The sequence below is a fragment of the Mesorhizobium sp. M2A.F.Ca.ET.042.01.1.1 genome, from assembly GCF_003997405.1.
Taxonomy (GTDB): domain Bacteria; phylum Pseudomonadota; class Alphaproteobacteria; order Rhizobiales; family Rhizobiaceae; genus Mesorhizobium.
The window spans coordinates 1-12,448 of record NZ_RZRX01000198.1 but is presented as its reverse complement, the minus strand read 5'-3'; the positions used below and the strand labels follow the sequence as shown (position 1 = coordinate 12,448).

Genomic DNA, 12,448 nt, shown 5'->3' with positions numbered 1-12,448 from the left:
GCGTCAAGTCCGGAAGTGCGTGAGGGCAGCTTGCAATCGTCGGCACCCTCCTCCTCGCGGCGATTAAGCGTGGGGGAGGTGGAAATGGCCGGGGCCAGCGATCTTATGAGTCGTGAAATCTCGAGGTCGTCGGTCGGGATAGGAACGGCGATTGCGCATCACGGCGAACTCATCCAGGGCGTCTTCAAGGATGATGGCGGGCGCCTTCACCGCGGGCTCGTAACGCTGCCGATTGCCGGCTTGAGATCGGAGGCGACCTTCGCCAAGAGCGACGACGATGCGATCCTTGTCCACCCAGATCACAAGATCAAGGCATCGGCAGCCGCGCGGCTCACGCTCGATTTCCTGAACGTTACCGGCGGCGGCGTGCTGACGCTTCAAAGCTCAATTCCCGTGGGGCACGGCTACGGCTCGTCGACTGCGGATGTCGTCGCTTCCATTCGCGCTGGCGCCGCAACCCTCAAGATCCAGTTGCGGCCCTCGAGCATCGGGCGTCTTGCCGTTGCCGCCGAGCGCGCCAGCGACGCGATTGCCTTTGACGATCACGCGGTGCTGTTCGCGCAACGCGAAGGCGTGGTCATCGAGAATTTCGGCGGCGCCCTGCCGCCGCTGCTTCTCATCGGCTTCAAGGCAAAGGATGGCGTCCCGGTCGACACATTGCAGCTGCCGCCCGCGCGCTACGACAGCGCTGAAATCCAGGAATTCGGCGTGCTTCGGGCTCTGGTGGCGCGGGCGGTCCGGCTTCAGGATCCGTATCTTCTCGGGCGTGCCGCCTCGGCCAGCGCCGTGATCAGCCAACGCCACTTGCCCAAACAGGGCTTCGACGAAATCGCCGAAATCGCCAGGCGGGCCGGGGCGTGCGGGGTGCAAGTCGCCCATAGCGGCTCGTTGTTCGGTCTGATTTTCGATCTCTTTGCAGCGAACCTGAAACGACGAGCAGCCCTGGTCGCGCAGCAGATAAGACGTGCTGGGTTCAAGGATGTCGAGGTCCATTTTGTCAACGCGGAGGGTCGGACATGCTGACCCTCAACGTGGACTATTTCAGGGACCTTGAGACCCCGCGTCTCGCGCTCCTGGCGCCAAACCTCGTGGCCGCCGCCTTTCCGCTGATGAAGCTGATGCCGGCCCGCTACATTCTGGATCGGGCAGCATCGAATGGCGAATTGAAAGCCGGTTCCCACATTGTCGAGACGACGTCCGGCACCTTCGGCATGGCGGTGGCGCTGCTCGCGGCGGCACGTGACTATCGCTTGACGCTCGTCACCGCTTCAACGCTGATCGATGCCAAGTACAAAGCCCGCCTGGAGCGCATCGGCGCCACGGTCATCGCGCTTGACGATCCGCGCGGCGACGGCAACCAGCCCGGCCGACTTGCGCGTCTTCAAGAAATCCTGGCCAAGGAGCGGGACGGCTTCTGGACCCGCCAATACGACAGTCCAGGGAACTGGCTCGCTTATGCGCGGCTCGCAGAACTCTTTATCCGCGCAATAGGCAAGGTTGACTGCCTGGTCGGCTGCGTCGGTACGGGCGGTTCGCTATGCGGAACCGCGTCCTTTCTGCGAACGGTCTTTCCCCACCTGACGGTGTTCGCCGTCGATACGCATCGGAGCATTCTGTTCGGACAGCCCGTCGGCAAACGCATGCTGCGAGGCTTGGGCAACAGCGTTCTGCCGAAAAACGTGAGGCACGAGCTTGTCGACGAGATACATTGGGTTGGCGCCTATCCGGCCTATATGACCGCGCACCGCTTGCTGCGCGAGCACGGTATCTTCATGGGGCCGACCAGCGGTGCCGCTGCGTTGGTGGCACAATGGGTTGCATCGACGCTTCCGGACGCACAGGTCGCGGTCATCATGCCTGACGAAGGCCATCGCCACGCCGAGACTGTCTATAATGACGACTGGCTCGGCACGCTGCCTGGCTGGCCTTGCAAGGAGCTGTCCGAGCCAAGGACGCTGACGACAATCGCGCCGGCAGCAGAGACGCAATGGACGCGCTTTCTTTGGCTTCGTCGAAGTCTCGACGATGTGCTGAAAACGCAGTCGGCGAGCGAGGTGCCGCCGGCCGTTGGCGCGGCGGAAAATCTATGAACTGAACTCCGGCCCGTTTTCGTCAAGCCAGCGCCAGGCTTCGTCCGTCGTCTGGAAGATCCGGTCATGTTGGTTCGATCCGGCGGACCGATCGAGGTCCTTGAGGCCGCTGGCAGTCACCACCGCCACCACACGGTCCGTGGCAGCGATGACACCTCGATCCTTCAACGTCGATATTGCGATCAGCGGCGTGACCGACGCCAGTTCGGCAAAGATCCCTTCGTCCCGCGCAAGGCGTTCCTGCATCGCGATCAGACCATGATTGTTGACGGGCACGGCGTGCCCGCCGGATTCGCGCAGAGCCTTCAACGCTTGAAACGTGCTGCGCGGCGTGCCGATCGATACAGCAAGACTGTCGAAGAGCATCTTGCGTTCGCTCAGGGCGTCGGCGCCGCTGGCAAGGGCGTCCGTCAGCGAGCCGTGAACCTCTGCGGCGACGAGGCGAGGCAGGCGCGAAATCGCCCCTTGCGCGTACAACTCGCAGAACCCCGTCCACACACCGAACAACGCATCGCCATAGCAGACCGGCAGGACGCACCAGTCTGGCGCCATCCCATCCTGCTGCTCGACGATCTCATAGGCGATCGTCTTATAGCCTTGGATGCCGAGGGGATGGCTGCCGACGACCGGACCGTGATAGGGCGAGGCGATGAACCAGTCGTAGCGGGCGGCGGCCTGTTCCAGCAGCGACCATCGATCCATCTTGTTGACCAGGGGCAGCACCGTCGCGCCATATTTGCGGATTTGCGCCAGCATCGCGCCGGCTGAGCCAGCGAAAGTGGTGACGACGCATTTCAGCCCGGCTCGGGCGGCGTACGCCGCCAGCGAAGCGCCGGCGTTCCCCGAGGAGGCGGTCGCGACGGTCTTGGCGCCACGTGCCCGCGCCACGCTGACCGCGATGGTTGAGAAACGGTCCTTATGCGACCAGGTCGGGTTTCGGCCTTCGTCCTTGACCGCGAGGTTCGGTACGCCGAGAAACGCGCCGATGCGCGGCGCTGCAAGCAAGGGCGTCATACCCTCGCCCAGGCTCACTGCCTCCGCTTCCGTGCAGGGGAGCATAGGCGCGAAACGCCACAGGGAGCGCGAGGTGGTGGCGCTCTCCAAAGGATGAGGGTTTGGGTCCGAGTAGACCGGCCGAAGATTTGCCGGCGCGGTTTCCTGACACCGCGCGCACCCTTTGGAGTCGATGCTGACATCGGCAGGGTAGGACGCACCGCATCGGATGCAGGCGAATTCCAGGACCCGGCTTTTGTCGCTTTCTGGACGGCTGGTCTCACTCGAGGAATGCGCGGACATGTCGTGCGCGAGATCGCGAAATGGCCGGCTAGACATGGCTATACCTTGTCCGGGAAACGATTGAATTCGCTCGTCGTTTCAAACAGCCCACGACACCGCTGTCAATGCGGAATGTGCACTATAGTGTGTCGCACCATAGTGCGCGCCGTAGCATCCGTTGTTGGATGAAACTTCGCGGCGTTTTTGGTCTGAACGTGCAGCGGCTTCGGAGAGAAAGAAAACTCTCTCAGGAGCAGTTGTCTTTCGTTTCGGGGCGCACGCGAGCCTATATCAGTAGCGTCGAAGCCGGACGGCGCAACGCTACTCTGGATACAGTCGAGATTTTGGCCAAAGCCTTGGATGTCGAGCCACAAGAGTTGGTCTCGGCGAGCCCGGCAAATAGGAGAGCTATTCGGGCGACGAAACAAGGTGCGGCGAAGTCGACGGAATGAAGCCTGATGTTTTCGTCGATACGTTGAGCGCGATTCACCTTTTCTCGACTTTAAGCCGTCTAATTGACTCCTTCAGTATACATTCGGCGCTGGTCCCATTGAAGACGGCATCTGGACACGCATAGGTTGTTCCGCGGGTAGGGCCTTTTTTGTGGTCTAGGTCTGCCAATGGAGAACGAAATCATTGACCTCGTTGCGGCGATCTCGAAGATCGACACTGCACGGTCGGCTGAAGCAATCCTTCAGGAGTTCCGCTCAGCCATGGCGCGCTACGGATTGCGCAATTTTCTGATCACCGGCCTGCCGGTGCCGCACGATGCGGACTGGCAACGCGAGATACTGGGTGATGGCTGGCCCGTCGATTGGTATAATCGCTATGTCTCCGAGGATCACTTTCAGCACGATCCTTGCGTTGCCCAGTGCCGGCACTCGCCGCAGCCCTTCCTGTGGCGAGAGCTTCCGGCCGCGAGACTATCTAAGCGCTCAAGACTGGTGATGGACGAGGCGGCTGAGTTCGGGATGAAAGACGGTATTTGTGTTCCCATTCACGTGCCACTGGCGGGGCCAAGTGTCGTCACAGTGGCGAGCGACCGGATAGAAGTTCTGCCAAGCACCTTGCCCTTTATCGAGACGCTTTGCGTTCATACCTTTCGCAGCCTCGCAGGGCTGGGAACACCCGGCGACGGCGGCGGCGATGAGCCCACGCCCTTGACGGCGCGTGAGCGCGAGCTCCTGGAGTGGAGCGCACAAGGCAAAACCACCGACGATATCGCCTGCATCCTCGGCGTTACCAGGAACACGGTCGAAAGCCATCAGCGCAACATCCGGGGAAAGCTCGATGCGATCAATGTGTCACATGCCATCGTCAAAGCGCTGCGACGGCAGGAAATCCGCATCTAGCAATACCTGAATACCGTCATACGTACCGCAAGTCCGTTTTCCTACGACCCTCCGCCTGGAGGCGTCATGGTCCGTATACATTTGGTCACCTGGGAAAACAGGAAGCTCTACAGGAAGGTTCTGGAGCGCTACTTTCGCATAAGATACGACATTTACGTCAAGCAAAGGCGATGGCGCGCCGTCGCCCGGCCCATCAACATCGAGATCGACGCCTTCGACAACGAGCACGCACTTTATGTTTTGGCGCTCGACGCCAACGGCAAGATCGTCGGCGGCTCCCGTCTTGTTCCCACGCTGGAGCCGCATCTCATGAGCGAGGTCTTTCCGATACTCGCCGGCGGAACACCTCCGAGGGCGGCCGAAATTTTCGAATGGACTCGCTTCTTTGTCATCCCATCCCTTCGCACGAAGGGAGCCTCGTCGCCGGTTGCTGGGTTCGTTCTCTGCGGACTTCTCGAGACGGCGCAAAGTCTGGGAATTCGACAGATTAGCGTGGTATGCGAAACATTCTGGCCAAAGCGCCTGCGTGCGCTTGGCTGGACGCTCCTCGAACTCGGCAACGCTCTCCAGCATCCCGATGGCGACATCATCGCGCTGCTGATCGATGTCACGCCTGAGGCGATTGAGCAGACGCGCCGCGCTTATGGGATAAGCGGCGTCATACTTGCGGACAGAATTTAGGCTGATTGCCACAGTTAGCCAAGGTTTTGCGGCTGGAGAATGCCGATCGATCGCCGACCGAAGACGACCACTTTGGGCCGACAGTTACGCTCTGGTCGCCTCGTCCAGTGGTGGCTGGGACGACAGCTGGTGGTAAGGTACCCAGCGGCTGATCGGTCAAACACGTTCCGGGCGCGACTGCTTTGCGGCCAGGCCTTCAATCAAGCGCTCGGTACATCAAAACCCGCCCGGCAGGGATCAATTGCAACAAAAGATCGAAGTCGCGGATGTTTGCGGTCAAAACGACGAACCCCAACTTTTGCGCCTGAAGGAACAACAGGCAATCCTGGAGGGCACGAAGCTTTGAATCCTTGTCGTACCCTTGAAGGCGCGACAGCATTCCCGACAGGAGGGCAGCGCGGCCGAGCAAGTCGGCATCCGGTGTGAAAATACGATGTGCCGGCATGGCCTCGATCGTTGTCCCGATCCGCTTGATCGCACCAGAAGTTCCAGGGTGGTTGGGATCCAAAGCCCCCACCGTATGCATCAATTCCTGCATGGCAACGCTGGAATGATTGACCTGCCGGAGGTCCAGGAGATCGGCCACCACTTCAGGTGCTTTCCCCTGGAGGCCATGGATGTAGACATTGGTATCCAGCAACAATTCCTGCCCCGGCAGCGCAGTATCGCCGATGATCGGCAACTCACTGTCAGGGCGGTGGCTCAAGGACCTCCGAGGATCTAGGCGACTCCATCTAACGGCGGCCGCGAAGTCGAACCCAGGCACACTAGTACCCGAGCTTCAGGTCTGGATCCACCGTACCTTGGGTCTTCCTGAAGGTCTCGGCGAAGTTGTCCTCCAGGGCCACGTTCGCCAGGGCGAACTCGACAAGTTCGGTATCCGAGGTCAACCCGGTTCGGGCTTTGGCCTTTTCTATCAGAACCGCGCTCACTCGCCCTGTGATCCTGCCATCCTTTTCACGGCGAAGGCCTGACTCTTCCGCTCGCTCGAAAATAGCGGCGACCTTTGCCAGCCTGGGCAGGCTCGTCTTCTTCTTCCCGGCCAATTTGCTGATTGCTCTTCCCCGCTTGCCAGCTGCTACCCCGGGCCGCAACGGTGTGCGCGAAGCGATCTTTGCCACCTGTCCGCTCCCCTGTCTCATCTGTTCAACAAAATTCCAATTTAGACAACATAGCAAACATGGACGCATTTTCAACGAACAGTAGGCCGTGCAACCGGCGAAGGCCTGAACGCGTCCGCCATGGTCCGGGTAGATGGAACGCCGGACACGGGAACTCAAGATCTCCAGCGCCGGCCGGCCGGATGAGGCGCAAAGCTGCCACTCACATTCAATGCCTTCCAAATGGGGACTTAGTCGCGACCTGGAAAGTATGAACGAGTGACAAGAACCGCGGGGATATTGTCATCGCGCCCAATTGCGCGGTAGTCAGCCCTATGATGCGTCAAACTCCGTTGGTGACTCAATGAAGCCGCTGGTCCTGATCTCTTCGAAGGACCCGGACTTTTTCCTCGTTTTCGGGCACATCCTTACAGTTGCAGGCTTCGAAACCCGCCTGATCACCGCAGACAAGCAGATCGCGCGCGCCATCAAGGCCGCGGTGCCGCTTGCCGTCATCCTGGATTGTCATCCAGGCGACCGCGCAATCGCCAAGCAGTGCGTGGCGCTGAAGTCGTCCGAATCGACAAGAGCAACGCCTCTCGCAGGCTTGGTTGCGCCGCGTTCTGGCAAGCTGCATCTTGATTTGATCAAGGCTGGTGTCGACGAGATATTTTCACGACCCTTTGCGCCTGAACAGCTTCTGAACTGGCTGCATGGCAAAGCGGGCCTTGCAAACTCATCGCGCGAAACGGGATCGGGGGATCTTGTGCAGGGCGATTTCCGACTGGAACCAAAGACCTACAGGACATTCTTCAAGCAAAAGGAGATTGTCATGCCTCCGATCGAGTTCAAGCTTTTGCGCAGCCTTTTGGCAAGGCCAGGCAAGGTGTTCAGCCGCGAGGAATTGGTCGCGGCAGCATGGCCTGAACATGCCGCCGCCACCGATGTGCGGGGCGTCGACGTCCATATAGCCAGGCTGCGCAAACGGCTCCGGGCATCCGTGGGAAGCGAAGTCATACGCACCGTCCGCTCGGCTGGCTACGCGTTCGCGCCGGAGTGGTAATCTGCTCGCATCCGCCTGTCGCCATGTCGGCGCCGTGTGCGCCCGTGCCGGCACACTGGCTCAAGGGCATCTGGCATCAATGGTTCAGGATGTTATCCAGGAAAAGCTGGGCGCGTGGGTGAGCTGCCCTTGAGAAAAAGTCCTTGGAAGAGGCATGGACGACGATGCGGCCTTCATCCATGAAAACGATCTGGTCCGCGACTTCGCGTGCAAAGCCCATTTCATGCGTCACGCAAACCATGGTCACACCGCTTCCCGCGAGCGCGACCATGACATCGAGCACCTCCTTGATCATCTCCGGGTCCAGCGCCGAGGTCGGCTCGTCGAACAGCATGATACGAGGATTGAGGCAGAGCGCGCGCGCGATCGCCACCCTTTGTTGTTGACCGCCCGAGAGCTGGGCCGGGTAGGCGTGCGCCTTTTCGGGGATGCGCACCGTCGTCAGGTGATGCATGGCGATCTCTTCGGCCTCGCTCGCCGGCTTCAGCAGAACCCGGCGCAGCGCCAGCGTGCAGTTGGCGAGCACCGTCAGGTGCGGAAAGAGGTTGAAGCTCTGGAACACCATGCCTGTTTGCCGGCGCGCCGTCGCCGTATCGCGAGCATTTCTTCCGAGCGCTGTCCCTTCAAGCTGGATCGTTCCCTTTTGGAAGCGCTCAAGACCGTTGATGCAGCGGATCAAGGTCGATTTGCCCGAGCCGGACGGCCCGCAAACCACGACGCGTGAGCCAGCTCGTACCGCAAGATCAATGTCTTTCAAGACCTGCAGGGCGCCGAACCACTTGTTGAGGCCGACGATCCGCACAAGGGGGAGGGTTTCACTGGCTGGGTGTGGAGCTTGCGCGAGCATCAGCGCCGTCCAGCTGCAAGCAGGCGCTGCTCGATGCGCTTCACGCCGTAAGCAACGATCAGTGCAAGCGCGAGGAACAGGATGCCGGCGACCGTCAGCGGCTCCGCGTACCGATAGGTCTCGGAAGCGATATCGAAGGCGCGTCCAAGCATTTCGGGGACGGCCAGGACGGCGAGATAGGGCGTCGCCTTTAGGATCGATACCAGATAGTTGCCGAGCGGTGCGGCGATGTTGCGCAACATCTGGGGCGCGATGACGAAAACAATCGTATCTCGCCGGGTTAGCGACAATGCCCGGGCTGCTTCCTGCTGGCCCTTCGGGATCGCGTCGATGCCCGCTTTGAACACCTCCGCAAGATAACCGCTGTAGTAGAGGCTCAGCCCCAGTATGCCCACCGTCATGGCTCCAAGCCGGATCCCGTAGAAGGGCATGACGAAATAGAGGAAATAGAGCCAGGCCAGTACCGGCGTCGAGCGGATGAAGTCGATCAGGAAGCGGACGGCCAGACCAGGGGCTCCGCCTCCGCGGCGGATCATTTCAAAAGTGAAGCCAAGCGTCGAGGCGCCGAGGCAGCTCAAGATTGTCGCGAGCAGGGTAGCTCCAATCGCGCCAATGATGGTCGGAATGGTCGACAGTGCGAAATGGAGGTCAAATCCCACGAGGCGTTCCTTTTTCAGGGTGGACCCGCGCCTCCAGCCATCGGCCGGCGAGCGCGATCGGATAACAGACGACGAAGAAGGCCAGCAGCAGCGCCGAATAGATCGCGACTGGGTCGTAGTCGGTCTGCGCGATCTCCTTGGCGCGGAAGGTCATGTCGGTGAGTGTGACCAGCGAGACAAGCGAAGTCGCCTTGACGAGCTGGATAAGGTTGTTGACGAAGGTCGGGCTCATGGCGACCAAGGCCTGCGGCAGCTCGATCAGAAGCAGGATCGCCGGGCGCGAGAGGCCGAGCGCCATGCCGGCCTCGCGTTGGCCGGCGGGAAGAGACTGCAGCCCGGCGCGTACAGCCTGGGTGGCATAGCCGCCGATGTTGAGACCGAGCACCAATGCACTGACGGTGAGCGCCGAGAGGGTGATCCCCAGCACCGGCAGCACGTAATAAAAGACGAACAGCAGGACGACGACCGCGGAGCTGCGCCAGAATTCGATCACGGCGGTAACCAGAAGGCGCGTCAGACCGGTGGCAAGAAACTGCGCGACGCCGAAGACGAGCGCGAAGGGGACTGCAAAGACAAGGGCGTAGGCCGTGACCTGCGCGGTGATACCCAGCCCTTGCAGAATGCCGAGCCAGATGTCGAACATGCTCACGTGTCACCCGTCTTTGCCAAGGCGGATATCAACGGTGGCAGTAGCGGTTCGACGCGCCTCGGGAATGTGACCATGCGCCGAGAAATCGCGCTCTGCGTACGGTTCCTCATGGCAATCCTCCGCGCCGTCAAAGGACGGTCGCCTGTGCCGGCAGGCGGCCGATGGAAATCACATAAACCCGGCATGAATCGCATGTCAATAAACATGTACATTATATTGCGAAGCTTCATACAACGAATTTTGCGGTGGAAGCCGCAATAGCTCGCCGAAGAGGGTACCGCCTTCGGCACCGCCGTTGGCCGGTATTTGCTCGCTACGCTACGACGGCGGCTGAAAGCCGTTGAATCGGACTGCGCCGAGGCTCTTTTGATCGTCCCGACCGGGAACAGTTCGACGTGTTCCCGGGTCAAAACGGGGACAGTATGGTCATATCGAACGACAATACCGAGGGACGCGCGCGCAGCTCGCGAATGCTGCGCACCGCGCTTGGACCGGCCATTGCCCGCTTCCTCGACGATCCCGCGATCGTTGAGGTTATGCTGAACCCGGATGGCCGGATCTGGGTCGATCGGCTATCGGAAGGCTTAGCCGATACAGGAGAAATGCTGGCGCCTGCCGCGGGCGAGCGCATTGTGCGCCTGGTCGCCCATCATGTCGGCGCCGAGGTGCATTCCCGTTCCCCACGCGTGTCGGCCGAGCTGCCGCAAACCGGGGAGCGTTTCGAAGGCCTGTTGCCGCCCGTCGTGGCCGCGGCGGCCTTCGCGATCCGCAAGCCCGCCGTCGCCGTGTTCACGCTCGATGACTATGTCGCCGCAGGCACAATGTCGGCTGGCCAGGCCGCGATCTTGCGCGCCGCGGTTGCCGGGCGCGCGAACATCCTTGTCGCCGGCGGCACCTCGACAGGCAAGACGACGCTCACCAACGCGCTGCTTGCCGAAGTGGCGAAAGGGTTGGATCGGGTCGTCATCATCGAGGACACCCGCGAACTGCAGTGCGCGGCGCCCAACCTCGTCGCGATGCGCACCAAGGACGGCGTCGCCACGCTATCCGACCTAGTTCGCTCGTCCTTGCGCTTGCGGCCGGATCGCATTCCGATCGGCGAGGTACGCGGCGCCGAAGCCCTGGACCTCTTGAAGGCATGGGGTACCGGGCATCCCGGTGGCATCGGCACGCTTCATGCCGGCTCCGGCATAGGCGCCCTGCGCCGGCTTGAGCAGCTGATCCAGGAGGCCGTCGTCACTGTCCCGCGTGCGTTGATCGCCGACACGATCAGCCTCGTCGCGGTGCTCGCGGGACGCGGTGCCGCGCGACGGCTTACCGAGCTCGTCCGGGTCGAGGGTCTCGGTCCCGATGGCGATTACCGCATTGCTGAAGCCACACTGATCAACTCAGGAGAAACCTCATGATCCGCCTGCTTTCGCGCTGCCACGGCAGCCTGGCCATGGCCGGCGTCGCCCTTGCCTCCAACGTCATCGTCGCGTCGACCGCCCATGCCTCAGGTTCTTCGATGCCATGGGAGCAGCCACTCGAAAAGATCCTGCAGTCGGTCGAGGGGCCGGTCTCCAAGATCATCGCCGTCATCATCATCATCGTTACCGGCCTGACGCTGGCCTTCGGCGATAGTTCGGGCGGTTTTCGTCGGCTGATCCAGATCGTCTTTGGCCTTTCGATCGCCTTTGCGGCGTCGAGTTTCTTCCTGTCGTTCTTCTCCTTCGGCGGCGGAGCGGTGATCTGATGGCAACGGCTTTGGAACAGCTCGACACGGTGCCGGGCTGGACCGTGCCTGTCCACCGGGCACTGACCGAGCATATCCTGCTCGGGGGCGCGCCGCGTGCAATCGCAATCCTGAACGGCACGCTGGCTGGCGCTGTTGGCCTTGGGCTGCGGCTGTGGCTCGTCGGGCTCCTCATCTGGGCAATCGGGCATCTCACGGCGGTTTGGGCTGCGAGGCGCGATCCACTTTTCTTCGAGGTTGGACGCCGGCACCTGCGGCTGTCGGCGCAGCTGTCGGTTTGAGGGGCGCAGCTATGATGAGCCTTGCCGAATACCGTCGGACCGCCGCTCGCCTTGCCGATTATCTGCCTTGGGCGGCACTGGTCGCGCCGGGTGTCGTGCTCAACAAGGACGGCAGCTTCCAGCGCACCGCGCGGTTTCGCGGGCCAGATCTCGACTCCGCCGTCGCGGCGGAGCTTGTCGCGGTAGCCTCGCGCATCAACAATGCCTTTCGCCGTCTAGGTTCCGGCTGGAGCATCTTCGTCGAAGCGCAGCGGCATGAAGCGACTTCCTATCCTGAGAGCCAGTTTCCCGATGCGGCCTCCGGCCTGCTCGATGCCGAACGCAAGGCCGACTTCGATGAGGAAGGGGTTCATTTCGTATCGAGCTACTTTCTCACATTCCTGTTCCTGCCGCCGCCCGATGATGCCACGCGCGCCGAGGGTTGGCTCTATGAGGGCCACGACCAGTCGCGCGCCGATCCGGGCGAGATCGTGCGCGCCTTTGTCGACCGGACGGAGCGCGTGCTGGCCCTGCTGGACGGATTCATGCCGGAATGCCAATGGCTCGATGACGGCGAAACGCTGACCTACCTGCATTCGACGATCTCGACCAAACGCCATCGGGTGCATCTCCCCGAGACGCCGATCTATCTCGACGCGCTGCTGGCCGACGAGCCGCTGGCCGGCGGTCTCGAGCCGCGGCTTGGCGACAAGCATCTTCGTGTGCTGACGATTGTC

15 protein-coding genes and 1 pseudogene are annotated in these 12,448 nt (G+C 61.6%); 10 read left to right on the top strand and 6 right to left on the bottom strand.

Annotated features, from left to right (window positions below; all coding sequences use genetic code 11):
• Together EOA23_RS24960 and EOA23_RS24955 are read left to right on the top strand one after the other, a co-directional pair.
• Positions 1-1,023, top strand: a 1,023-nt coding sequence (locus EOA23_RS24960; protein ID WP_348628582.1) for a hypothetical protein, incomplete at its 5' end; no start/stop codon positions are given.
• A complete protein-coding gene (locus EOA23_RS24955; RefSeq protein WP_127306104.1) occupies positions 1,017-2,090 on the top strand; it encodes a PLP-dependent cysteine synthase family protein in 1,074 nt (357 codons plus the stop codon). The genes EOA23_RS24960 and EOA23_RS24955, both read left to right, overlap by 7 nt.
• On the opposite strand, the gene EOA23_RS24950 is transcribed toward EOA23_RS24955, so the two are convergent.
• Positions 2,085-3,386, bottom strand: a complete 1,302-nt coding sequence (locus EOA23_RS24950; RefSeq protein ID WP_245474338.1) for a threonine synthase — start codon at positions 3,384-3,386, stop codon at positions 2,085-2,087. The two genes, EOA23_RS24955 and EOA23_RS24950, sit on opposite strands and share 6 nt — an antisense overlap.
• A gap of 164 nt (positions 3,387-3,550) precedes the next feature.
• Between EOA23_RS24950 and EOA23_RS24945 the strand changes: the two genes are divergently transcribed.
• The 3 genes from EOA23_RS24945 to EOA23_RS24935 all read left to right on the top strand — a co-directional run bounded on the left by EOA23_RS24945 (position 3,551) and on the right by EOA23_RS24935 (position 5,398).
• The gene (locus EOA23_RS24945; RefSeq protein ID WP_127306102.1) at positions 3,551-3,817 is read left to right on the top strand and encodes a helix-turn-helix transcriptional regulator; all 267 of its coding nucleotides are present in this window, start codon (positions 3,551-3,553) and stop codon (positions 3,815-3,817) included.
• Positions 3,818-3,985: 168 nt separating this feature from the next.
• Complete coding sequence (locus tag EOA23_RS24940; RefSeq protein ID WP_127306101.1) at positions 3,986-4,717, top strand: LuxR family transcriptional regulator; 732 nt, start codon at positions 3,986-3,988, stop codon at positions 4,715-4,717.
• 66 nt (positions 4,718-4,783) lie between these two features.
• The gene (locus tag EOA23_RS24935; RefSeq protein ID WP_127306100.1) at positions 4,784-5,398 is read left to right on the top strand and encodes an acyl-homoserine-lactone synthase; all 615 of its coding nucleotides are present in this window, start codon (positions 4,784-4,786) and stop codon (positions 5,396-5,398) included.
• Positions 5,399-5,594: 196 nt separating this feature from the next.
• Here EOA23_RS24935 and EOA23_RS24930 read toward each other — a convergent pair whose 3' ends face one another.
• Together EOA23_RS24930 and EOA23_RS24925 are read right to left on the bottom strand one after the other, a co-directional pair.
• Positions 5,595-6,080: a DNA-binding protein gene (locus EOA23_RS24930; protein ID WP_348628581.1), complete on the bottom strand. Its 486-nt coding sequence runs from the start codon at positions 6,078-6,080 to the stop codon at positions 5,595-5,597.
• A gap of 85 nt (positions 6,081-6,165) precedes the next feature.
• Positions 6,166-6,519 (bottom strand): hypothetical protein, encoded by a 354-nt coding sequence (locus EOA23_RS24925; protein WP_245456472.1) that lies wholly within the window; start codon positions 6,517-6,519, stop codon positions 6,166-6,168.
• Between the two features lie 343 nt (positions 6,520-6,862).
• Here EOA23_RS24925 and EOA23_RS24920 point away from each other — a divergent pair, with 343 nt between their 5' ends.
• Complete coding sequence (locus EOA23_RS24920; RefSeq protein ID WP_126060896.1) at positions 6,863-7,561, top strand: response regulator transcription factor; 699 nt, start codon at positions 6,863-6,865, stop codon at positions 7,559-7,561.
• A 76-nt stretch (positions 7,562-7,637) separates the two neighbouring features.
• Here EOA23_RS24920 and EOA23_RS24915 read toward each other — a convergent pair whose 3' ends face one another.
• Genes EOA23_RS24915 through EOA23_RS24905 form a run of 3 tightly spaced genes read right to left on the bottom strand, consistent with a single transcriptional unit; the run spans position 7,638 to position 9,710 of the window.
• Positions 7,638-8,408, bottom strand: coding sequence for an amino acid ABC transporter ATP-binding protein (locus EOA23_RS24915; RefSeq protein ID WP_127306098.1), 771 nt, complete (start codon positions 8,406-8,408; stop codon positions 7,638-7,640).
• Complete coding sequence (gene ehuD / locus EOA23_RS24910) at positions 8,408-9,067, bottom strand: ectoine/hydroxyectoine ABC transporter permease subunit EhuD (RefSeq protein ID WP_126060898.1); 660 nt, start codon at positions 9,065-9,067, stop codon at positions 8,408-8,410. Before ehuD ends, EOA23_RS24915 begins: the two co-directional genes overlap by 1 nt.
• Positions 9,057-9,710 carry an amino acid ABC transporter permease gene (locus EOA23_RS24905; protein WP_126060899.1) on the bottom strand — a complete coding sequence of 218 codons (654 nt, stop codon included), beginning with the start codon at positions 9,708-9,710 and terminating at the stop codon, positions 9,057-9,059. The genes ehuD and EOA23_RS24905 overlap by 11 nt, the downstream gene beginning before the upstream one ends.
• Positions 9,711-10,138: 428 nt before the next feature.
• On the opposite strand from EOA23_RS24905, the gene trbB reads away from it, so the two are divergent.
• From trbB to EOA23_RS24885, 4 genes and pseudogenes are all read left to right on the top strand, one after another.
• Positions 10,139-11,122, top strand: coding sequence for a P-type conjugative transfer ATPase TrbB (gene trbB / locus EOA23_RS24900; protein ID WP_126060900.1), 984 nt, complete (start codon positions 10,139-10,141; stop codon positions 11,120-11,122).
• Entirely contained in the window at positions 11,119-11,451 is a 333-nt protein-coding gene (locus tag EOA23_RS24895) for a TrbC/VirB2 family protein (RefSeq protein WP_126060901.1), read from the top strand. Before trbB ends, EOA23_RS24895 begins: the two co-directional genes overlap by 4 nt.
• Positions 11,451-11,732, top strand: coding sequence for a VirB3 family type IV secretion system protein (locus tag EOA23_RS24890; RefSeq protein ID WP_126060902.1), 282 nt, complete (start codon positions 11,451-11,453; stop codon positions 11,730-11,732). Before EOA23_RS24895 ends, EOA23_RS24890 begins: the two co-directional genes overlap by 1 nt.
• Before the next feature lie 11 nt (positions 11,733-11,743).
• Positions 11,744-12,448 (top strand): annotated as a pseudogene (locus EOA23_RS24885) (conjugal transfer protein TrbE); the annotation flags it as partial.

What these genes read in the sequence shown, in the direction of transcription:
- EOA23_RS24955 (WP_127306104.1), top strand. Translation starts at nt 1,017, where the DNA reads ATGCTGACCCTCAACGTGGACTATTTCAGGGACCTTGAGACCCCGCGT.
- EOA23_RS24950 (WP_245474338.1), bottom strand. Translation starts at nt 3,386, where the DNA reads ATGTCCGCGCATTCCTCGAGTGAGACCAGCCGTCCAGAAAGCGACAAA.
- EOA23_RS24945 (WP_127306102.1), top strand. Translation starts at nt 3,551, where the DNA reads ATGAAACTTCGCGGCGTTTTTGGTCTGAACGTGCAGCGGCTTCGGAGA.
- EOA23_RS24940 (WP_127306101.1), top strand. Translation starts at nt 3,986, where the DNA reads ATGGAGAACGAAATCATTGACCTCGTTGCGGCGATCTCGAAGATCGAC.
- EOA23_RS24935 (WP_127306100.1), top strand. Translation starts at nt 4,784, where the DNA reads ATGGTCCGTATACATTTGGTCACCTGGGAAAACAGGAAGCTCTACAGG.
- EOA23_RS24920 (WP_126060896.1), top strand. Translation starts at nt 6,863, where the DNA reads ATGAAGCCGCTGGTCCTGATCTCTTCGAAGGACCCGGACTTTTTCCTC.
- EOA23_RS24915 (WP_127306098.1), bottom strand. Translation starts at nt 8,408, where the DNA reads ATGCTCGCGCAAGCTCCACACCCAGCCAGTGAAACCCTCCCCCTTGTG.
- EOA23_RS24905 (WP_126060899.1), bottom strand. Translation starts at nt 9,710, where the DNA reads ATGTTCGACATCTGGCTCGGCATTCTGCAAGGGCTGGGTATCACCGCG.
- trbB (WP_126060900.1), top strand. Translation starts at nt 10,139, where the DNA reads ATGGTCATATCGAACGACAATACCGAGGGACGCGCGCGCAGCTCGCGA.
- EOA23_RS24895 (WP_126060901.1), top strand. Translation starts at nt 11,119, where the DNA reads ATGATCCGCCTGCTTTCGCGCTGCCACGGCAGCCTGGCCATGGCCGGC.
- EOA23_RS24890 (WP_126060902.1), top strand. Translation starts at nt 11,451, where the DNA reads ATGGCAACGGCTTTGGAACAGCTCGACACGGTGCCGGGCTGGACCGTG.